Here is a 23,342-nt window from a genome sequence, read left to right on the forward strand (position 1 = left end):
AGGGGGAGAACTCCTCCCTACGCATAAATGACGAGGGTTTCCGTTCTCCCCCTTACCAACCCTAATTTCTGATGAAAGCCTGCGGCGATCGCTTCCCTAACTAAGCAACAGGGGGCGTTAGCCGCACTTCCCTTTCCAGATCGAATCAAAACCAATGAGTAGTCATAAATTGGGTAGCATATTTGCGTTGGCTGTTGTCCGGGCGGGGAAACCCCTGCAATTGAACTGCTAAGCTTTGAGAAGGTTCCTTTGCCATTAACAACCCACTGGAAACCTCCCAAATTGGGCACTGGGAAAGTGCTGTACTCGGAGTTAAAAAATTTCCAGTGGCTGAATGTTGATTTTACCATCGATTAATGTAAAAATAATCGAATAAGCCGAGACATTTTTGCATTTAAAGTGCAAAAAATGCTTGGCTTTCGTCCAGACAAAAAGTTCGTGTGAGGTGATCGATCTTGAAACGAAAAATATTAGTTTCTGGCGTATTATTGGCGCAGGTATCCTTCGCCAAAGCAGGGGCAGCGGTTAACTCCGCAGAGGTTATCCCCGTTGCAATACCAGATGGGTGCGCTACTTGTTATCTCGATGGGATGCAAAGGGGCGATCGCTCCCTGGTGGAACTCAACCCGGTGGAATTGAGCCTTCAACTGGCCCAAGCCACACCCAGTTTGGAATTTTTATCTGATGCCTTAGAAGTGGCAAACACGATCGCCGATCCGCAAGCTAAGGCGAGAGTGCTGAGTCAAATTGCCCTGAAATATGCCGAAATCGGCCAAACCGAACGGGCGGAAGAGATTTTACTCCAAGCGTTAGCCGTGGCAAATACCCTGGAGGATAATGCAGCCCAGGCGCGGATACTCAGCGAGATCGCGATCGCCAGGGTCGAAATCGGGGATGAAGACGCCGCCACCGGTATTTTATCCCAAGCCGCAGACATTGCCAATGAAATCTCGGACTCGGCACAAAAAGCAGGGGTCTTGACCGAACTTGCCCTTGCTTACGATCGCCTGGGAGTCTCGGCGATTTCGGCGCAATTGCTCGAGGAAAGTCAAGCCCTGGCGATCGCGGCTGAAGTCCCGGAAACCCCCACATTATTTCCCTTAGAACCCACGGGATGGAACGGAAATGTGGGAATAGCCGCCAGTCTGTCTTCCGGGGCGGTCACCACCAGTATCGCTACCCTATTTGCCGGAATAGACCGACAGTGGGCGCGACAGGAATGGGATGCGGGCATTTCTCTGAGCAACAACTTTGATGATAGTCGGGTCGAACCCCTAGATGAAAACCAATTTCAAGGTCAGTTTGACACCGAGTACCGATATCACATCACTGCGCGATATCAATATTTTGCCAGCTCTCAAGTGCAGCGCGACGAACTGAATAATATCGACCTGCGGACGAACTTTTTTACCGGCCCGGGTCTTAATTTATGGCGCGGCGGACCGGACCAAACGTTGGATATGCAACTGGGTTTGGGAGTTCGCTACGAAAACTCGGATATCGAAAGTGACGACTTCGATTTTCCCGTCGCGCAATATCGCCTCCGTTACAAAGATATCTACTTTGACGTCCTCAACTTGACCCAGTTTCTGACGGTTGAGACTCCCCTAGATGATGTGGAAGATTATTATATCGAATCGACCACTACCTTCGGCATCCCTATCATTCAGGGTTGGTCGTTCAACAATTCCCTGCTGTTGCGATATGCGGCTAATCCTATTTTAGATAACCCGAACTTGCGGGTGGATGTGATTACGGGCATTCAGTACGACTTTTAATTGACTGAAGCCCAATGGAGTGCGATCGCCGGGAGAGGAAATCCGGGCGATCGCCACTTTCCCTTTAGCGTCTATGGCATTGCGTCATTCCTATGTTTTGTTAATTCAAAGCAAAGTTTAGCCCTTTTTTATGGTAGCTTTCCACCACGCCAGAGATTGAACTCATTTAACCACTGTCGAGAAAGTGCGCCGTGAAGTCAACCCATTTTCTTCCAGAAAGCTCACAGCGATCGCCTCAGCGGTCTATGTGTGTGAATCATCGCACAACCCGTCGCAGGCAAGCCTGCCACTCGCGAGCGAGAATCCGAACCTGGGGCTGACGCAGCATCCCATAATGGTCTCCCGGAATCGTCACGGATGTCAACTCTCCCGTTACCAAAGAACTCCAGCCTCGGTCTTCCTCGACTGCACGACTCGCACAAAACAGGGCAACCCGACCCCCATAAGGTTGGGGTCGATAGCGCGCATAGGCCATTTGGTTCGCTTTGAAGACGCGGAACAAGTGACGCATCTGCTCCATACCCACTTCCGGTGGCAAGAGATTCAGCCGTTCGGCTTCCGAGAAAATGCGATGTAATTGCGCTTCTGGCTCGAGTTGCGCCAACTTTGCGGGTGAAAGCGCCATTGGGGTGCCAAACAAACCCCCTAAATCCGTTGCCAGAGCATGAGCGAGGGTAGCTTCATCCAGGGGTTCGCGATTCGATATGGCATGGGGGGCATAGCTATCGATTAACCCCAGCAATGCCACCTCACACCCGGCGTCCAATAACTGGCGCGCCATTTCCCAAGCCACCACACCGCCCATCGACCACCCGCCCAAATAGTACGGACCGTGGGGCTGAATCTCCTGCAAGGCGTCCAGGTAGGTAGCCGCCATCTGTTCAATTGTGGTGAAAGGTTCCGTTTCGCGGGATAATCCTGCTGACTGCAAGCCGTAGAGCGGTTGGGATGACCCCAACTGGCGGGATAACTCTGTATAGCACAGCACGTTACCGCCCACGGGATGGACGCAGAACAACGGCGGCATCTCGCCGACGGGTTGAATTTCAACCACGGGAGAAGCGGAACGGATATTGCTCTCGGCGTTGAGCAGATGGGCTTGGCGTTCGATAGTCGGTTCGGTAAACAAGGTTGCCAAGGGCAGATGTATTCCCCACTGTTGCTGGATGCGAGCCATCAAGCGCACCGCCAACAGGGAATGACCTCCCCAGTCAAAGAAGTTGTCTCGCACGCCCAGGGTGGGGATATTGAGAACTTCCGACCAGATTTGAGAAAGTTGCAATTCGGTGGTCGTGCGGGGTGCGATCGCTCCTATTTCTCGCTCGGCATCGGGTTTGGGGAGGGCGCGGCGATCGCATTTCCCATTGGGCGTTAGAGGGATTGCCTCTAAAAAGACGAACGCAGAAGGCACCATGTAGTCGGGTAGCTTGGTTTTCAGGAAACCGCGCAACTGGGAAGATGTTACTTGCGCGTTCGCAACAGTATAAGCGATCGGGCGCTTGTCTCCAGGGGTGTCTTCTCGTAGAATAACCACGGCTTCGCGTACTTCTGGGTGTTGAGCCAGGGTTGCTTCGATTTCTCCGAGTTCGATGCGGAAGCCTCGGATTTTCACTTGGTTGTCGATGCGTCCGATAAATTCGATGTTGCCATCGGGGAGATAGCGGGCTAAATCGCCCGTTTTATAGAGGCGAGAACCCGGTTCGTTACTAAAGGGGTTGGGGATAAATTTTTGCTCCGTTAATTCCGGGCGGTTGAGATAGCCTCGGGCTAATCCCGCACCGCCGACGTGGAGTTCGCCCGGTACGCCGATGGGGACGGGTTGGAGATGGCGATCGAGAATATAAATTTGGGTATTGGGAAGGGCATTTCGGAGAGGAAAAGTAGCCATTGGCTTTATTGGTGAGTCATTCTTCAGACGATAAGTTAACACGCCCACAGTTGCTTCTGTCGGTCCGTAATGGTTAAAAATAGTAGAGTTAGGAGCGTGGGATTGAAGACATTTAACCCACTCAAAATGAGAGGCTTCACCCCCGAGAATCAATACTTGACGTGGCAGTAGCCGCCCAGAGTGAGATGAAGCTTGCAAAGCGCTCAGATGCGAAGGAACGATTTTGAGGCACTCAATGGCTTGCTGCTGGATATAATCCGCGAAGGCACCGGGTTCGGATGCTCGTTCTTGGGAGAGGATGTGAAGACATGCTCCCGTACATAAAGCGGGAAAAAGAATAGTATTGCCTAAATCTGTAGTAATGCTGGAGACTAAAGCAAAGTTGCGACAAGAACTAAGAGCGAACTGCCGAACAATCCCATTGAGGTAGTTGGTCATCGATTGGTGTTCGATCGCGACTCCCTTGGGTTGACCTGTTGTTCCGGAGGTGTAAATAACGTAGAGCAAATTTTCTGGCTTGACTGTAGGGACTAAATTGCGATCGCCCTCTCGTGCGATTACCATCCAATCTGCATCTAATAGAACCTGACGCACTCGCTCTTGTAGCTGTAGATGCCCCAACTGTTTTTGAGTTACTAAAACTGATACTTGGGAATCTACGATTTGATAGACCAATCTCTCTAGAGGAGCGTTAGGGTCTAACGGCACATAAGCTCCACCTGCTTTGAGAATCCCCAACAATCCGATTATCATTTCCACCGAGCGATCGATACAGATGCCCACCAGCACCTCTGGCCCGACGCCCAAACTTTGCAAATACCGCGCCAGTTGATTTGCCTTCGCGTTTAACTGCCGATAGGTTAGGCGTTCTGACTCAAAAACCACTGCGATCGCATCGGGGGTGCGTTCTACCTGCTCTTCAAATAACTGATGGATGCACTTATCCCGGGGATACTCTGAAGCCGTATCGTTCCATTCTACTAACAATTGATGTCGTTCGGCTTCCGTTAGCAACGGCAGTTTGCTAACTGGGGTTCGGGGGTTAGCGACTATAGCTTCCAGCAAGGTCTGAAAATGTGCCATCATCCGACGGATCGTTGTCGCCTCAAACAAATCGCGATTGTATTCCCAATATCCAATTAATCCCGCTTCTGTCTCCTCCATCGACAGGAACAAGTCGAACTTGGCTTTTGCGGTGTTCATTGGCATCCACTTAAAACTTACTCCAGGCAATTGCAAAGGTGCGATCGGGGCGTTTTGCAGGGTAAACATCACCTGAAAAATCGGCGAATGGCTGAGACTCCGTTCCGGTTGCAGTGCCTCCACCAACTGCTCGAAAGGTACATCTTGATGGGCGTAAGCATCTAAGGCGGTTTGTCGTACCTGTTGCAATAAGTCAGTAAATTTCGGATTGCCTGCAAATTGAGTTCGCAACACCAGGGTATTGACAAAAAAGCCGATAAGCCCTTCTATTTCGCTGCGGTTGCGGTTGGCAATAGGCGTTCCGACTACAATATCTTCCTGAGAGCTATAGCGGTAGAGTAACGTGGCAAACGCTGCAAATAGCGTCATAAAAAGGGTAACTCCCGCTTCTTGACTCAACTGCTTTAACCGTGAGGTGAGTTGCGCTCCACACTCGAAAAACGCTTTACCCCCTCGGGAGTTCTGTATAGTTGTGCGGGGATAGTCCGTGAGCAGTTCTAATATCGGTAGCACTCCCGCTAACTGTTGCTTCCAGTAATCCAGTTGGGGCGCGATCGCATCCGCAATCGTCGGTTGCCGCTGCCAGCTCGCAAAATCCGCATATTGGATCGGCAGTGGCGGTAGCGGCGACGGGTTCCCTAACACATACGCCCCATAAAGCGCTTCCAACTCGTGGCACAATACCCCCCTTGACCAGCCATCGGTAATGATGTGGTGCATGGTTAGCAATAGCACATAGTCATCGGCTGCCAACTGCAATAGAGTCACCCGCACTAAGGGATCGTTTGCCAAATCGAAGGGTTGCCGAATGTCGCGATCGCCCAAACGCTGCACTTCTTTCAGCCGTTCCTCTGGTGGCACATGCTGTAAGTCAACCTCAGTCATTTTCAAATCCATTTGGGGGGAAATTACCCGCACTGGAGAACCATCCACCGCTTGATAGTTAGTCCGCAAGCTCTCGTGACGGCGGACGATTTCTTGCAACGCCGCTTGTAGCGCTTCTACCTGCAGGGAACCGGATAGGTGCAACGCTTCTTGCTCGTTATAGGTAACGCTGCCTTCCTGCAATCGGTCTAAAAACCACAGGCGTTGCTCGGCAAACGAGAGGGGCAAGTCTCCATCTCGCCGCAGCGGTTGTATGGGAGCTAGTGTTTGGCGATTGGCTCGCGCGATCGACTCGCTAAGTTCCGCCACGGTGGGCGATTCAAACAACCGATGCAGGGACAGTTCTATATCGAACCTGTCGCGCACCCGCGAAACCAGTTGAGTGGCACCGATGGAGTCTCCTCCCAACATAAAGAAGTTGTCGAATATACCCACTTCGTTGAGATTCAACACCTGCGCCCATAAGTCGGCGAGGATTTCTTCGGTGGGAGTTCGCGGTGCCACAAACTCGACGTCCAGAAGCGGGCGAGATGTATCCGGGGCGGGTAGGGCGCGTCGGTCAATTTTTCCGCTGGGCGTCAGGGGCAGTTCGTCCAAAACAACGAACGTCGATGGCATCATATAATCGGGGAGTTTTTCTCGCACAAACTCTCGCAACTGAGGGACGAATTGGCTGCGATCGCTTGCCCTGTAAGGCTGGTTCGCATAAGCGCCCCAGGGTTTTAGCGCGATCGCGCGAGGGTAAATCATGCTGCTGTCGGCAATCATCTGAGTATCGCCTCGCACGAATATAACATCGTAACACCCATCGCCACCGCTCGCCGACCAGGTAAGATTAACCCGATAACCCACCTCTGACTCACATTCCCACCACTCTTCCGGTTCGATCCCTTCTGCGGTAATTAAACAGCGCACTTCCCCTGCGGTTTGAGGACAATCGTCACTGGCTAGCACTTCCATTGCTCGCATATCTCCCGAAATCCTAATGTTGGGAACTTCGGTGACCACCAGGATTTCTGGGGAGGTTTCTAGCAGTTGTCGGCAAACCGCAGCTATGGTCAAATTATCCTGCTGCCAGTTAAGATACATTGGAGGCGCGATCGGATGGGAAACTTTTTTACCGAGGTGGAGTACCACATCGTAGCGGAAGCGAGTCATTTCGTTTTGATAGCGCCCGCGCTTGAGTTGAATTTCAACGTGACTGATTTGGGGCAACCGTTCTTTGAGGGCAAGGAAAAATTCCGGATCGATGATGAGTCGTTGTTCTCGACGAAGGCGATCGCTTATCCGCCGATCGAGTTCGGCTACCGACAGAGAGGCCGGCGATCGATACAACTGCACCGACGTATGGAACGCTTCCAACAGCGGCAAACTCAGCACGTCTCCAAGGAAAATTTGCCCCCCCGGTTCCACTAACTCCACCGCCGTTTCGATCGCCTCCACCAAATAATCGATACTGGGGAAAAACTTAATCACCGAGTTAGAAATTGCCGTATCAAACGATTCGCTGACCATCTGTGCCAACCCATCCGCCGGCGTCTGACGCAGCGTCACCGCAGGAGAATCGCCGATTTGTCGTTCTAGGTAACGAATCGCTTCTCCAGAAAGATCCGTAGCATAGTAATGCTGACATAAGGGCGCGATCCGAAACAGCAGCAACCCGGTGCCGCAACCTATTTCTAACACTCGAGTCGGTTGCAACGACAAAATCCGCGCTACTGTATAGTCAACCCATTCTCTCACCTGCTCTGGGTCTAAGTCTTTTCCAGTATAAGAATCGTTCCAGCCGCCAATATGAAAGCTCGCATCTTGCGTCTCGTCGGGTTGGATGTAAGCTTCATCCCAGATTTTTTGCCATTGTTCGGTCTGGTTTGCTGCATCCTGGGATAGGGAACGGGCAACTAGATAGGCAACAAGACGTTTTTGGTTCGGGATATCTTCTCTCGCTGCAACCACAGCTTGCTTGACTTCGGGATGTTGGTTCAGGATTGCTTCGATTTCTCCGAGTTCGATGCGATAGCCGCGAATTTTTACTTGGTTGTCGATGCGCCCCAAACATTCAATGTTGCCATCGGGAAGGTAGCGAGCCTTATCTCCTGTTTTGTACAGACGGGAATTCGGTTCAGTGCTGAAGGGATTGGTAATAAATTTTTCGGCGGTCAGTTCTGCGCGATTTAGATATCCTCTCGCTAAACCGGCACCGCCTACGTGCAATTCTCCCGTTTCGCCGATGGGGACGGGTTGGAGAGCGTCGTCAAGAATGTAGATTTGGGTATTGGCAAGGGGCTGTCCGATCGCTACCGACTCTTCCCCGGGTTGTACCTGATAACCGGTTGCCCAAACTGTAATTTCTGTCGGACCGTATAGATTCCACACCGCCGCACTTTTTTCTAATAATTTGTCGGCTAACTCTCTCGATAAGCTCTCTCCAGTGGAAATAATTTTTAGCTCTTTGCTCCCTTGCCAACCTGCGTCTAACAGCATTCGCCAAGTTGCCGGCGTTGCTGACATGATTGTAGCGCTGTGTTGCCCGATCGCCTCTATTAACTGGGCGGGGTCTTTTGTTGCTTCTCCACTGGCAATAACCACCCGCCCTCCCACGGTTAAAAGACCGTAAATTTCGGGCACGGATACGTCAAAGGATATGGTGGTGACGGCTACGATTGTATCGCGATCGCTCAATCCCGGAAAACTGGCAAGCGACTGTAGTAAGTTCACCACCGAACGATGAGCAATTTGTACTCCTTTGGGCTTTCCCGTAGAACCCGAGGTGTAAATCAGATAGGCTAAATTTTCCGACCTGATTTCACTCTCTAGATTTTCTGCACTTTTTTCCGATATCTCTTCCCAGTCATTTTCTAGGCAAACCTACTTCAAATTTCGCGTTTTCGGGGTTGTCAAATTCAGCACTCCCGATGCCAGAAACGCTTGGGTGACGACAATTGACAATCCGGCATCTTCAATCATAAAGGCCAACCGCTCTGGCGGATAGGCTGGATCCAAGGGTACGTAAGCGCCACCTGCTTTCAGGATGCCCAACATGGCTACCACCATTTCTAAGGAACGCTCGATGCAAAGACCCACTAAAACTTCCGGTCCGACGCCCAATCCTTGCAAATACCGCGCCAATCGATTGGCGCGTTCGTTCAACTCCCCATAGGTGAGTCGCTCGTCTTCAAATACCACCGCCACCGATGCGGGCGTTCGTTCCACTTGGGCTTCAAATAACTGGTGGATGCACCGAACGTCGGGATACGTAACCGCCGTATCGTTCCAGGATTTTAATACGCGATCGCCTTCTTCTTGCGTCAACATAGTTCTCTTTTTTATTAAAAAAAAGCAATGTTTATCCCTTCTTGAGTTGGGATTTTTACCCCAGAAATTGTAGTCATTCAACTATAAATCGCTGATGCGCTTGTGTCAAGGTAGGTTGGCTATTTTAACTTTATCTTAACTTTTCCTGGTCTCACATACCACGAATTTCCAATTTTGTCAAGCACCAACTCGTTGAATCGATCGCTTCAATGTTTTCCGATGCATTACTACAGTCCGGAAAAACAGGCTATAAATAGAGTTATAGCTTCAATATTATTGGGTTTTGTTAACCACCTAAAAATCGATAAGGCTGATGTAAAGTGTTACATCAGTTTGGCTGGGGTGGAGGGGCTATGAAGAAAGGCGATCGCTCGCGTCTGTGCAGGAAAGACGTTACCCGCACGATGGGGTAAGGAGTCCATCAGCGGAGCCTCTTAGAGGGCGTTCCCAGCACGATCTGGGAACGAATTGTAATTATTGTATAAAATCGCGCGCCAATTTAATCTCGCACGCTACCATCGGGCATTTTGGTATCGGCGAGGGAAACTTCGCGCCAGTGTGAGGGTTCTAAATACGCCCCCCTCAAATCTGCCCCACTTAAGTCCGCACCGCTCACTTGGGCTACATTAAAATTCGCGCCACACAAGGAAGAATCGCGCAAGCTCACTTGACTCAAATCTGCTTGATTGAGATTGGCGCGGTGCAAAAAAGACCCAGTTAAGTCCGCTTTACTTAAATCCGCAAAAGATAAATCCGCTTTGCACAAGTTCGCTTCGCATAAATCCGCCTGAGACAAATTCGCATGGGTCAAACAAGCCGCTTGTAAATTAGCCCGAAATAGAAACGCGATTCGCATCTGCGCTTCACTTAAATTCGTGGCCATTAAATTCGCTAAACTCAAATTCGCACCACTGAGTTTTGCGCCACTCAGATTCACCCCATCTAACTCAACACTATTGAGATCTACCCCATTAAGATATGCCTCGGAGAGATTCACACCATTGAGAGAAGCGCCGCGCAATAATGCACCGCTCAAGCGTGCCCCTTGCAGATTTGCCCAGTTCAAGTTCGCCTCGACTAAATTCGCCGAACGTAAATTAATTCCGCGCAAATCTGCGCCACATAAATTCACCCCACTCAAACAAGCCAACCGCAAGTTTACTCCGGTTAGGATTGCCCCACTCAATTGCGACCCCATCAGCACAGACTTGACAAAATAAGCGCCGCGTAAGTTAGCTTTTGTCAGATCGGCATCGGTGACAATTGCCTCATTTGCTTTGGCAAAACTCAAATTGGTGCGGTGCAAAAAAGCCAAATGAAGATTGGCCCCGGTGAGAATGGCGCGCGAAAGGTTTGCGCCGACGAAATACCCGCCGGAAAAGTCCGCACCGGCTAGGTTGGCTTTTTCTAGATTCGTTCCAATTAGATTAACGTCTCGAAAATCTCTTTCTCCTGCTGCATACCGTTCGAGTAGTTCCTTGGCATCCATTTGATTTAACTCCCATTCATTAAAGGCGATCGCCTCATCTGCTGACCCCATTTCCCCGCAACTGCCTAAGTTTTTGGGCAATCTTGGCGCGATCCTATTGTTCCCGTTCGAGATAATTCTTAACAGGGGGTCAATTTATCGAGAATATCTCTATTAAACCTCAGATTTGACCTGATGACAAGCCGGAAAACTGGGAATTGGGTTTGTCGTCCGATCGCCCGCAAGCAAAGCAGAGTTAATCCCCGACTTATTGTAAAGTTTTGTCAAGTTTTATGACCCATTCTACAGTGGAGAATGCTAACCCGCTGGTGGGGAAACAACGCGATCGCCGAAACAGAGAAAACCTGGGTGAAAGGCGGTTGACAAATCCGGCGATCGCGCGGGAGGCTAGAGAATACAGTGAGGCAAAAGCAGGGAGATGGGAGGTATTGGAGGCGATCGCAACCCTTTCCCAAAGCAGTGGAGCCTTGATGCGGCATTTTCCCCTCCGGGGAACGAGGGATATTACTCTTCGCGATTTTGCAATTGCTCCACGATCGCATCGGTGCGATTGGCTAAAGGCAAATTGCCTTGAGAGCGAAATAATTGCGCCGCTTGCTGAAAATCGGCGATCGCTTCTTCCGTCTTTTCCTGAATCAACCGAACGCTTCCCCGGTTATAATACGCTGCAGCTTCCCCAGGATTGAGCCGCAAGGCGCGATCGAAATCCTCAATCGCTTTATCGTACTCTTCCTGCAGAGCCAACACGCTTCCGCGACCAATATAGGCTTCCACATAATTGGGATTGCGACTCAACGCTTCATTATAATCCTCCAGGGCTGCCTCTTGATTGCCCATTGCGGAATGAGCGCTTCCTCGCCCGATATAGGCTTCAATCGTCGAGGAATTCAAGCGCAACGCTTGGGTATAATCGGCGATCGCCTCAGATTGTTGCCCGGTTCGGGAAAGCAGATTCCCCCGCCCGATATAAGCCTCTGCATTATTGGGATTGAGCTGTATCGCCTGAGAGTAATCCGCGATCGCGCCTCGGATATCCCCTTGCTGTGCTTTCTGCATCGCCTGGGCCATCAAGTCTCGCGCATTAGACTGCGCCACCACCCGAGGCGTTTCCCGGGCAAAACTCGTCTGAGGGATGCCCGCCAAAGCGCCGATAGTGCCTAAAATAGCTAGACTGCGATAAATTCGATTCATAGCTGAATTCCACCTAAAACGAATGGATTTGTGACCGCGTTTGAGGATTTGACTTGCTTAATTATTTTAATCGCGCCCACACCCGATTGGGGTGGGGCGCGCCATCGGGGGAACCACGGGATGCCTAACCCGCCTTTGCGGTAGCTTCTGGAACGACTTCGGTGTAAATGGGGCGATTTTCCAGGGTTTCACTTACTTCTAACACTGCCTTTCGCGCCCATTTATCCACGGCAATAATTTCTTCTAAAGACGGCGTGGGATTGTTCTCGGTTTGGTGGCGATCGCACACTTGTTCGATAACGCGCGGAATATCCAAAAACGTAATTTTTTCCTCTAAAAATAACTCCACAGCTTGCTCGTTTGCCGCATTCAATACCGCAGGCATCACGCCTCCCGCACGACCAGCAGCATAGGCCAATTCCATGCAGGGATACTTGTCGCGATCGGGTTCTCGGAAGGTTAAATCTCCGGCTTTAACTAAATCCAATTGTTGCCAATCGGTATAAATTCGCTCGGGCCAAGACAAGGCATAAAGCAAAGGCAATCGCATATCCGGCCAGCCCAATTGCGCTAAAACCGAAGTATCTTGCAATTCAATTAACGAGTGAATAATACTTTGCGGATGAATCACGATATCGATATTATCGTAATCCATGCCAAACAAATAATGCGCTTCGATGACTTCGAGTCCTTTATTCATCAAAGTTGCCGAATCTACGGTGATTTTTTGGCCCATTGACCAGTTGGGATGCTTCAAGGCATCGGCAACTTTTACGGTGGCTAATTTTTCCACCGGCCAATCGCGAAATGCTCCCCCAGAGGCGGTGAGGAGAATGCGTCGCAATCCCCCTTCCGGAACCCCTTGCAAACATTGAAAAATTGCGGAATGTTCCGAGTCGGCGGGGAGTAATTTCACCCCATGTTTTTCGATTAGGGGATTGACTACCGGGCCGCCGGCAATTAAGGTTTCTTTATTGGCTAGGGCGATATCTTTGCCCGCTTCAATCGCCGCAATGGTGGGAAGCAACCCCGCACAACCGACAATTCCCGTGACTACCGCTTCCGCATCGCCGTAACGGGCCACTTCTACTACGCCGGATTCTCCACCCAGCAGGATGGGTTGGGGGTCGAGGTCGGCGATCGCCGCTTTCAGTTCCGGTAATTTTTCCGCCACGCAAATCGCCGCTATCTGCGGTCGAAATTCGCGAATTTGCTGGGCTAACATTTCAACATTGCGTCCGGCGGCTAACCCGACTATCCGAAACCGATCCGGATGATTCGCCACAATATCTAAGGTTTGAGTGCCAATGGAGCCTGTGGATCCCAGAAGTGTAATCGCTTTCACAATTGTTCGTTTTATGAGTTCCTGCCCCTCCACTATACGGTCTTCCGAGTCCCGATTCGCAAATCCGATCCCGGTTTTGTGCGCCACCGTTGCCCACTGGGGGAATTTTTTGGGTATTTTTACTCGTTTTTTGCCGAATTCGCTCAGGAAATCCCCTATTGGATCCCGAACTTCTCCCGAGTTTTTTACTTTTTGTTAAGTTCTCTCTCAGTTTTTTAAACTTTTGTCAAGATTTTCGCAAATTGTGTGGCAAAGGGTTTATCCTCATAACTATAACTTGCCACAACTTGCAATATCGGCCTCGGTGACACAGGATATCTAAGACAAATTACTCAGGATTACTTGGCTGAGGCCAATATCGCTCAATCGCACGATTTAATAGAGGTTCGTGGATTTTTTACTGAAATTTTAAGGAGATTTACCACAATGACACAGAAAAACGCAGCTCAACTGTTTAAAGCTGTAAAACAAGATATGGCATTAAAAGAACAACTGCAAGCGGCTAACAATTTATCTCGGTTCCGAGAGTTGGCGGAAGCTAGAGGCTATCGCTTTACCGATGAAGAACTGCAACGCGAAATTAGCCAATTGTCTGAAGAAGAATTAGCCTCGGTGATGAATCCCGGCATTGCTCCTCGCCATCACATCCTACATCGATAATCTCATTTTTCGGGTTTCCAGGTAATTCTGGAAACCCGAAAAAGCGGGGGATTGAAATCGCGCCTAGGCACAGGCTAATTCCGCCTAGGCTGACTATTTTTTTACAGGCATTGCCCACCGCAACGTTAAACTCGATGGGAAACCCGTCAAAATTTTTAAGAAATAATCATGTTTTCCAGGGCAGTTTGCAAATCTTTGGTTAATTCAGCGATCGCGCTGCGCCGCTTTTGTTGATAATTGGCGGCGCGATCGCTGACGGATATCGGTTCGCCTACGGTCAGCTTAACCCGTTGCGGTCCTAGTTCGGGACGGTTCAAAAACGGATCTTCGCCTTTGATGCGGGCGATGGTATCCCACACCAATAAGGTGGTTTCTGCAAAGCGTTCAAAGGTGGGTTTTTCGCGCACGTATTGACCGGTAACCGCCACAAAACTTTCCACCAGTCGCATGTGCCACATCCGCAAACTGGCTTCTTCCGCTACGCGATCGGCAAGTCCCCGTTCTAACGCTGATAGAGCCTCAAAATCCTCGATATCCTCGCGATAAATTCGCTCCCATCCCGCTTGTTCCAATCGCCTACAGCGGTCGATTACATTCCCTTTGGCAGACACCTGAAAATACTCTTCTGCCACTTTTAATGCTTCATCTAATAAGGCGGGCAATTCCCGGGTTAACTCTATTTCTTCTGCTGACTTTTTCGGTATGTCTCGATGATAAAACCGCCGATAAAAGTCTTCCATTAACAAGAGCAAATGTTTGCCCAAGCGAATCAAACGCGGGTAAAGATAAGCTTGATGGGTGAGGTGGGGATGGTCGAGGGCAGATTCTTTAAGTTGGTCAGTGGGTAGGGGTTCCAAGCCACAAAATGCCTCCATGCGACTTAAGAGAGTTTCTACTGCATCCCAATTGTCTTCGATATAGAAATACTGAATGCCAAGGGGAAGGATGAGGACTTCTTCCGGGCGATCGGCTTTTTTTAAATCTTCCACACACCAAAATGCGAGTTGGGCGATTCCGGGTTCTAAGGGACTGACAATTTCATTGTGTCCGTTGGTGGCCCCTTCCGGACCGGCGGCGAGGGGAAACAACCCATTGATAAATAATTCCCGGGCCGATCGCAACCCCTGACGGTCCATTTTACCCCGTTGAATGGGTGTGGCCCCGAGTTTGGAAAACACCCATCCCACCCATTGTCCGGCCCACAGGGGAATGCCGCGATCGTACAATGCATGAACGTGGGAGGGTGAATGGAGGACGATCGCCTTTTCTTTCGCCACTTGGGGGACGATGCGCCACAATAATTCCGAGACGGCAAATGGATCGTGGGTACTCGGATGTCGGGCGGCGATCGTAAAGCGAATTTTGCCCTGTTGAAACTGGCGATACAGTTCCACAATCCGCTCTACATTTTCCGCTTCAATTTCGGCGATCGGGGTGTTTGCTTTCCGCCACAAGGGCATCAACACTTGGGCGGCGCGAAACACCAAGGGATTGAAATCTGGGGGGATAAATTCTAACGCCGGTTGAGCTTGAGTGATTGGATTTGGCATGATGTTCGATAACGGGTTTAAGTCTCTAGTGTGTTCGGAATATCGCAGCAGATTTACTCATTTTATCCATTCCAGGGGCAAGGGGGAAACGCTGCCCGGAGAAACTGACTGACCATTAACGCCCCGATAAATTTCCCCTTCCTTTACTCCCAATGGTCTAATTCAATCAGCCAATTTTGTAAAACGGCGATGATTTGTTCCCGGCGGGTTTCAAAGGTGGCGGCAATCCAAATTAAGAGGATACCGACTATCAACCCCACGATCCATCGCAAAAATGAATAAAGCGCGTTGAGAATCACCAGTTGATTCACGGCATTGAACAAAAATACGACGGTTCCGACATAGAGAAAGGCGCGAATTCGCAGTATCAATCCGGCAAAGATAAATCCCAGGCTAATCAGGCCGGTAATTAACCAGTGATGGGTGAATAGGATAACAAAACAGAAGGTGCCGCTGGCGAATAATCGGATGAGATGTCGGATGGGTTTTTGTGCGGATTCCTTCAGGTCTGGCTCGACTCGAGCGAAGTATAGCACAGAAGCGACTAAGGGCGTGATGTACCAGAGGATATCGGTGAGGTTGAGGGTGTCAAACCAGCGCAGCAGCGCCCAGTCTATGAGGGCGACACTGAGATAGGTCAGCCGAATTTGGCGGTACATTCGGCTCAGGAAGATATAAAATGAGGCGGATAGGGTGGTGGAAAAGTACCACGCTACATCGGTGCTGGTGTAGGGGGCATCACTGGTGGCGAATACTCCGATCGCCGGTAAGCCGATCGCTGTTCTGCGCCAGGGTTTTTGCGGCCATCCCCAAGTTTCCCAGGGCAGAAAATAGAAAAAGTATGCCACCACACAGGCGATCGCGCCGCCCCAGAGAATCACCACCGCTTGAAACTCGCTGGGTAGGCGCGTCACCAGATAAGTGACGATTCCCGCTGCTTCTAAAATGCCTAGGTAAACCCAGAGTTCGGCGGTTTCGGGAGTGGGGTGATGGCGACCTCGGGCGATCGCGTAGTGGCTCAAAAAGATACCGGTGCCCAATCCTACCCAGTCGGTGGATGAGATGGGATAGGCGATCGCGCTGGCTAACAGGGTGCTGCTCAAACCCCAGTGCAGGTGCGCCAGAAAGGCCAATTCTTGGGCACTCAGGGGCAGAAACTCGCTCAACCACGGGCCAAGCAGGCGATATTCATAGACGATTCCAGCGCCTAAGGCGGCCATTGCAATTAAGCGATCGCCGGGATACATGGAGGCGACTTGATAGTATAGCAGCTCGTAGGCGGCCAGGGAACATCCGAGCAATCCGAGATATACTAGCGGTTTCCCTTGGCGATACCTGCGCCCAATGCCAATGGCGATCGCCGCAAGTCCGAAGCTGGTTAATCCGCTCCAACTGGTAAAGCTTCCGCCCCGCAATGCCACTCCCAGAATGCCGTAAAACAGGGGAATCGCGTTCAAACTGTGGGGCAATTCTCTGCGGGTGCGCCTCATCCACCATTCGCTTAAAATGAAGGCGATCGCGCCGAGGAGGACATTCGCCACGGCTAAGCTAATCCAGGTGCGATCGAACAGGCCCAGCATTTCGGCACTCAGCAATTCTAAGCTCCAGGCTAAGATATAAACCCCCTGCTCTGAGGGGTCTTGCAACAGCCGATAGGCGATCGCGCCAGTGGTGAGAACGCAGGCAATTAGCACTGCGGTGGAGGGCACCAGCATTTCTTGGTAAACGGTAAAGGAGTGCAGGGCGATCGAGCTCACTTCTAGGGCGAGGATGGCGTTTGCCCATCCCTGGGCGGCGCGGGCATACACCCGGGATAGTTCGGTGTGGCGAGGCATCAGCCAAGTGTGAGTTAAGGCTAAAGCGCCGATCGCACTGCCTCCGACGACAAGCCAATCCTCGCCGACCACGGGAGGCAATCCCAATAGGCCGAGGGCCAATATCTGGCCGATGAAGCTCAACCCACAGCCAATGGCGATCGCCGCCGATACGGTTTCTCGCAAGATGCGGGTATTCAGCAGCATGACTGCCGTGGCGATACCCAGGGCGATCGCGCGCGTTTCTGCGGTTTCTAAGGTCAGCAGTTGAGCGGCTAAGGCGGCGGCTACACTCAACGCCGCCGCCCCGCGAGAGCGCTCCCGGGAGCCATAGGCAATGGCGGTTAGCCCCACCGGCGCGATCGACCACAGAAGTCCCCATTCGGAAGCCATTCCACTTCCATAGGGCTGATAGATGTTGTAGGTAAAAATATAATAACTGACCAGCACTACCCCTAACCCTAAATACCAAGCAGTCGCGGCACAGGTGCGATACAACTGCACCCAGGGAGGGCGCGTTCTCAATTCTAGGGCGAGGGAAATCCCCCACTCGGCGATCGCGAGGGCTAATAACAGGCTGGCCCACCCTTCCATCGGCAGATTGGGGACTGCCCAATTGACGCTGGAGAGTAGGGCGAGCAATGCAGTGATGTGGGTGAGGTAAATTAAAGTCGGCGCACTGTGCGGTAGCTGAGGGATGGGCGATTCTGCTGCCTCATTGTCTCCTTCGTCGGTTCCGATTGTGAGGCGACGATAGGTGACGAGGGCGAGGGTGACGGTACATGAGTATAATGTGAGATTCAGGACGCTGGGATTGGCTAGGGCGAGGCTAACCAGAATCAGACCCAATCCGAGGCAGAGGCGATCGCCGGTGACGGCACAGGTGCGCGCCCGGGAGTGGCGATCGCCTGCAGCTTGGCAATACAGCCAATCGGTCAGCCACACCATCAATAGCAGGTAGGGAAACAGGGTTAGGCTGAATAACACCCAGGGGTTTTCTTGCGCTTGGGCGAGTTGCTTGCCGGTGGCGATCGCGCTGTTGCGAAGCACGGGGGGTATTAATTCTCGCATCAGCCAATATGCTTGCAAACCAATGGCGAAAATGGCGATAAAATCAACAACGCGGAAAAACCAACGCAGGCTTACGCTCAACCACCACAACGCCAGGGCGCTGACGGCGATCGCTTGCCAGGGTAAGGTCCATACGGAGATTGCCCAACCTAGGGCTAATAAGCTACCCCCCCAGAGTGACTCGGAAAATCCGGCCCTCGGGCGCGGGTCTGCTTCTGAGGCGCGATCGCTGGCATGTTTCGCGGCGATGGTTCGCGCGTGGGCCAAAATCCAACCGCAGATTCCGATGGCTAATCCGAAGCGATCGAGGGGCAACCCGACGATGAAAATGGCGCGCCCCAGCACCACGGCGGTGGCGTAAAGTCCGAGGAAAATATCCCGGCGGCTCAATCGGCTCGGCGGTGGGGGTGGGGGTAAGTTACTTTCGGCATCGGGGCGATCGCTGTGGCGGGCGGGTTCCCCGGGCACTAAGGTACTCCCCAGGGCGGTGAGGATGGCACTGAAATACACCGCCACGAAGGGCCATCCGGTCAATCCCCACCCCCAATGCAGGTAACAGGGCACCATGTAGAGGGTGAAGGGTAAAATCGCCGATGGGCTGTTTTTGCAGTGGTGCGCGATGATGGCGCTCAGAACTGGTGCGGCGATCGCGATCGCTCCCCATCCCGCCAAGGAGTTCCACAACCCAAACCCACCCATCGCCCAAAAATTTACCGGCACCAGCAGCAGTGTCACCAGTTGCAGGGTTTGAGCACTCAGGCGCAATCGCCCCTGTTTGCCCGCCCACTGGCTGGCTCCCCAAAACATGATGGTGTAGGTGAATAACACCAAATACTGACCGGCGGCGGGAAATCGTTCCCATTGGGTGGCGGCGAGTACCCCGGAGGACAGAAGCACCATAAAAACGCCGAGAAACAGCAGCCATCGCACGCTCAGTTCTGCCTTGAGCGACTGCAATATCCGGAACCCGGGAACTGGGGCGCTTTCTCCCTGACTCCCGTCTTCTGTGGGTTGCTCCGGGGATATCGGAGGGGCGGTTTGCAGTTCCCGAGGGGGTTCCTCTGGAGTGGCTGTTTCTTCGGTTGCAATCTGTTGCGGTTGCGGTAACGGATGGCTCAGATAGGTTTGGCACAGGTTCCTGACCTGGCGATCGTCGAGCAATCCCAAACGCACCCAAGCCTCCAGCCCTTCTAGTAATCTAGGGTTGGAGGCGTTTAAATAGAGTTTTATTGCAATGCGCGGATCGGGTTGAGAAGACATGGGCAGGTTCTCAAAGCTTAATCGAAATTATGCTCCTTATTCACCCGATCGGGCGAGGGTTTTTATGGAAGTTAATGAATTGGCATAGGTCCCCCCAGTCGGTGCGTCACCCCCGATTTTTTATTTGGTTGTTTTCCCATTTGTTGGGTGCGGGGGTGACGCACCCTACGGTTTTTTTATTTTGAGGTTATAGCATGTTGCCAACTGTTAATTTTTTGGAAAAAAATCTAAGCTCTCCTGGGCTGTTGGGGAAAACAGGAAGAGAGCTAAGGGCAAGTGATAATAAAATTTGCTGTAAAGGGGGGGGGAAGATTAAGATTGAGCGGTTTGATAAATCCGTTCTTGGAAGTGGATTTGGTCTTCCCGGGGGTCGGAGTAGGCGACTTCGAGTTCCAGGCGATCGCCCAAAGCCACCGCCCGGGGGACGCGCCATGCCAGTTCGATCCCCAAATCTTCTAATAAAATCAGGACCAGATTTTCATCTTCTCGCAGCCAGCGCAAGACCATTGCCTGCCAGACTTCCCCGGAGTGACGGCGCAGATATTCCAAAACCCAATAGCGGTTGGTTTGGCGTTCCACCAAGGAGGCTTCTTTCACGGCGGTGCCGATACTGGACATGATATCTTGCACCTCTTGGGTCGAGAAGGGAAGTTCCTCGCCGCGCAGGTGGGCCTTAATTTGGAAATGGGCCAATAAGTCGCTGTAGCGGCGGATTGGAGAAGTGACCTGGATGTAGGTATCCAAGCCCAAACTCGCGTGACGCGCCGGGGTGAGGCTCATTTCACTGCGGGGCATACAGCGACGGATGGCACTGGCGCGTACCGGCCCTGCGGGAAGGACGATTAATTCTTCTTCCGGGGGCAATTCCGGCTGAGGTTGGTTGCGAAAGGGTAGGGGAAGATTGTGGGTTTGGGCGTAGCGTCCCGCCACTTCTCCCGCCAAAATCATCATTTCAGCCACCAACTGGCGCGAGGCGGAATCTTCCAGCAGTTCTACTGCAATCTGGTCGTTGTCGTAAACCTTAATCGAGGCATCGGGCATGGAGATGCTAATTGCCCCTTGAGACCGTCGCCATGTTTGGCGACGCTTGGCCCACTCAGAGAGTTCGGCGATTTCGGGTTCGGCTTGCACGCCGAGTTCGAGCATCTCATCCACATCGGTGTAGGTCAGGCGATAGGTGGGTTGGATGACCGTGGGGTGGATGGTGTATTCCTCCACCGCGCCGCTTTCATCTAAAATCACGCCGAAACTCAGGGCCGGACAACGCTGACCCTGAACCAAACTCATCGGGCCGGTGGCCAATTCATGGGGGAACATGGGCACGATGCCGGTGGGCAGATAGAGGGTAGTGCTGCGCCGACGGGCTTCCAGGTCTAGTTCATCTCCGGGAGAAATCAATCGCGAGGGGTCGGCAATGTGGATCCAAATACGCTGACGCATCCCATCCAGGGTTTCGATACTCAAGCCATCATCGATTTCCTGGGTACTTTCATCGTCAATGGTGTACAGCTTCAGATGCGTCAGATCGAGACGATGGTTCGCTTCGCGATCTTCAGGCGGAGAATTCAAATAGCTTTGGGCCACGTCGAGTACCTTGGTAGAGAAATGAGTGGGAATCTGAGTGCGTCGCAAGAATAAATTCTCGTGCTCAGACCACACCCCTAAATCTACCAAAAGCCGGAAGGCTCCTTGGGGGGTCTCTGGGCGGTCTAAGGCGGCGAGGGTTTCTTTGGCGGTATGGCGATCGCGCGCGTCTTCTGCGAGGGCGGCATAATTTTCCAGCGCCTCAATCCGAATGCGATCGCTACTCGCCCAGTCTACCGACTCCCCTGCTAGAGTGTCTTGCACCCGCGCGACAAATTCCGCCCATTCTTGCTGTCGCTGGGTTTCTACCGCTTGTTGATGCTTGAGATCCGCCACCTGAGATGGCGATCGCGGTTCGTAGCGATCGCCTTTGTGCTTGAAATATATTTTATCTTCACAGAGCAACACATGCGCCGCATACCGTTGAGCGGGATTGCACTCGGAAAACAGCAGCATCGCCATGTCGGCTGGATCCACGCCCTGACCGTCCTCTACCAGGATTTCCCACGCCACCTCTACGCTTTCTGGGTCGAGATATTGTTCTACCTCCCGTCGGAAAGACGCGATTTCCGCCTGGGTGAAAGAACCCCCTGAAATTTCGTAGCTGACTTGTCGCGGGGGGATGCTGTTGGATTGCCCATTCTCATCCACCACAATCCAGTTCTTTTTTCCATCAGGTCGATCCGCCACGGCGAGGCGTCGCTCACCGTGCAGCCGATATTCGAGCAGCGTTCCCTTCTCCACAATCAATACTCCAAACTTTAGGGTCTAGGGTTTACATCTTCACATTTCCCCTAAAATCCTAATTCCTTCCCTCCCGCAAATTTCTCTTATGCTTCTTGATTCACAAATGGCAACAACGCCAGAATTCTAGCCCGCTTGATTGCTTTGGTCAGATCGCGCTGTTGCTTGGAGGTTAACCCGGTAATCCGACGGGGTAGAATCTTGCCCCGTTCGGTAATAAATTTTCTCAGCAGCTCCACATCTTTGTAGTCGATGGGTTCGCCCGGTTTGATTGGAGAAACTCGACGACGGTAGTAACTCATAGCAGTTTTTTCGATTTAATGGTTTTCTTGCAGACCAGTGAACGACACTTAGCAAAAGTCCCGCTTTCACCTCAACGAGCCGACTGCTACATTGAGGCTGGGACCCCCAGTTATTTCGTTTCTTTATGGACGGTGTGTTTGTTGCAATAGCGGCAGTATTTTTTCAACTCCATCCGTCCGGTGGTATTGCGACGATTTTTCTGGGTGGTGTAGCGCGACACTCCCGGTCTTCTTTGATCCGGATTGGTGCGGCACTCGGTACATTCGAGGGTGACGACGATACGGACGCCTTTAGCCATAGGTCTCCCGGCTCCAAAAGCTAGACAGATTTAGACACGATTTATCATTATCTCATAGCCGCGTCTGCTTCAACAAGTCTATTTGGCTGGTTTTGATAAAAATTGTTTATGGCTGGCTCGCAATTGGATAGCGGATTGCTGACCTTGGGCGAAGGCCGATCGCCGGTTTGGCTTCCTTGTCTTCTCCTCGCCGATGGAACTATCATTCCCGGTCTTTTCCCCGCTCTACCCGCTCGCGATACAACCGTCGCAATTGTCTATACCACTTTTTGGCTTTAATGTCAAGGGAAAAGCCGCGCATCGTTGCCACCACCATCGTATTGGCAAGGCGATCGTGAAATGCCTGTTTCCGCATCGGATCCGTCGCCGCCGCACTACAATCGATCGCCAAAGGCAGCAGCAGCAGCATCCCCGCCCCATGTCCCGGGGTAAGATGGCTCAGTCCGATCGCTGTCAGAACCGCCCCGATCCCGGTCATCGCTTCGCGCTTGAACAAGTCTTGCAACAGCGGGGTGCGGCCAAATCTCAGGTCCACGACTTTCATATCCAACGCCCAAGACCCCAAACTCTGACCTTGATTGCGACCCACGAGCAATACCCGCATTCCCAACCACAACAACAAGAACACCACCACTTGCCCGAATTCCATCCCCGGGGAATTGGGATCGCCGCCCAAGGAACTGAGCAGGGCTACCACCCCATAATCAATGATAAAAGCAGCCCCCCGACGCGCGATCGTCACTTTGGGGAAGCGCTTATAAAGCGGATCCGTATCCATAATTCTCGAAATATCCTATTCTTCGGATTAGGGGTCGATAGGGGCTTTGCAACCCCTACCTCCCATTCAGAACCGGACATGAGACTTTCACCTCATCCGGCTCCTAGCTAATTTATCCCTTGTCATGGGAGCTGATTTTCGCTTGATATTCCTCAATTATGATGAGGTCTCTTGCGGTTTTACGGT

General features: G+C 51.9%; 12 protein-coding genes and 1 pseudogene. 2 read left to right on the plus strand and 11 right to left on the minus strand.

Annotated elements, in window-relative coordinates; genetic code table 11:
• Positions 1–455: 455 nt before the first annotated feature.
• Positions 456–1,778 (plus strand): DUF481 domain-containing protein, encoded by a 1,323-nt coding sequence (locus LKK83_RS06545; RefSeq protein ID WP_324630163.1) that lies wholly within the window; start codon positions 456–458, stop codon positions 1,776–1,778.
• A gap of 256 nt (positions 1,779–2,034) precedes the next feature.
• On the opposite strand, the pseudogene LKK83_RS06550 reads toward LKK83_RS06545, so the two are convergent.
• From LKK83_RS06550 to dxr, 5 genes and pseudogenes are all read right to left on the minus strand, one after another.
• A pseudogene (locus LKK83_RS06550) lies at positions 2,035–9,069 on the minus strand (amino acid adenylation domain-containing protein).
• A 499-nt stretch (positions 9,070–9,568) separates the two neighbouring features.
• Positions 9,569–10,558, minus strand: coding sequence for a pentapeptide repeat-containing protein (locus tag LKK83_RS06560; protein WP_442957289.1), 990 nt, complete (start codon positions 10,556–10,558; stop codon positions 9,569–9,571).
• Between the two features lie 263 nt (positions 10,559–10,821).
• Positions 10,822–11,037, minus strand: a complete 216-nt coding sequence (locus LKK83_RS06565; RefSeq protein WP_324630167.1) for a hypothetical protein — start codon at positions 11,035–11,037, stop codon at positions 10,822–10,824.
• 25 nt (positions 11,038–11,062) lie between these two features.
• Positions 11,063–11,749, minus strand: a complete 687-nt coding sequence (locus LKK83_RS06570; protein WP_324630168.1) for a tetratricopeptide repeat protein — start codon at positions 11,747–11,749, stop codon at positions 11,063–11,065.
• 124 nt (positions 11,750–11,873) lie between these two features.
• Positions 11,874–13,094, minus strand: coding sequence for a 1-deoxy-D-xylulose-5-phosphate reductoisomerase (dxr, locus tag LKK83_RS06575; RefSeq protein WP_324630169.1), 1,221 nt, complete (start codon positions 13,092–13,094; stop codon positions 11,874–11,876).
• 426 nt (positions 13,095–13,520) lie between these two features.
• On the opposite strand from dxr, the gene LKK83_RS06580 reads away from it, so the two are divergent.
• Positions 13,521–13,754: a Nif11-like leader peptide family natural product precursor gene (locus tag LKK83_RS06580; protein WP_324630171.1), complete on the plus strand. Its 234-nt coding sequence runs from the start codon at positions 13,521–13,523 to the stop codon at positions 13,752–13,754.
• Between the two features lie 155 nt (positions 13,755–13,909).
• Here LKK83_RS06580 and LKK83_RS06585 read toward each other — a convergent pair whose 3' ends face one another.
• The 6 genes from LKK83_RS06585 to LKK83_RS06610 form a co-directional block, all read right to left on the minus strand.
• Positions 13,910–15,304, minus strand: a complete 1,395-nt coding sequence (locus tag LKK83_RS06585; protein WP_324630172.1) for a 1-acyl-sn-glycerol-3-phosphate acyltransferase — start codon at positions 15,302–15,304, stop codon at positions 13,910–13,912.
• Positions 15,305–15,447: 143 nt separating this feature from the next.
• Positions 15,448–19,449 (minus strand): hypothetical protein, encoded by a 4,002-nt coding sequence (locus LKK83_RS06590; RefSeq protein ID WP_324630173.1) that lies wholly within the window; start codon positions 19,447–19,449, stop codon positions 15,448–15,450.
• Positions 19,450–19,761: 312 nt separating this feature from the next.
• Positions 19,762–21,777, minus strand: coding sequence for a ribonuclease catalytic domain-containing protein (locus LKK83_RS06595; RefSeq protein WP_324630174.1), 2,016 nt, complete (start codon positions 21,775–21,777; stop codon positions 19,762–19,764).
• 86 nt (positions 21,778–21,863) lie between these two features.
• On the minus strand, positions 21,864–22,079 hold the full coding sequence (gene rpsR, locus LKK83_RS06600) for a 30S ribosomal protein S18 (RefSeq protein ID WP_324630175.1): 216 nt from the start codon (positions 22,077–22,079) through the stop codon (positions 21,864–21,866).
• Between the two features lie 110 nt (positions 22,080–22,189).
• Complete coding sequence (gene rpmG, locus LKK83_RS06605; RefSeq protein WP_324630176.1) at positions 22,190–22,378, minus strand: 50S ribosomal protein L33; 189 nt, start codon at positions 22,376–22,378, stop codon at positions 22,190–22,192.
• A gap of 202 nt (positions 22,379–22,580) precedes the next feature.
• A complete protein-coding gene (locus LKK83_RS06610; protein ID WP_324630177.1) occupies positions 22,581–23,156 on the minus strand; it encodes an RDD family protein in 576 nt (191 codons plus the stop codon).
• Positions 23,157–23,342 lie beyond the last annotated feature (186 nt).

Source organism: Phormidium sp. CCY1219 (genome assembly GCF_035615515.1).
In the GTDB taxonomy this organism is placed as follows: Bacteria; Cyanobacteriota; Cyanobacteriia; order Cyanobacteriales; family Laspinemataceae; genus CCY1219.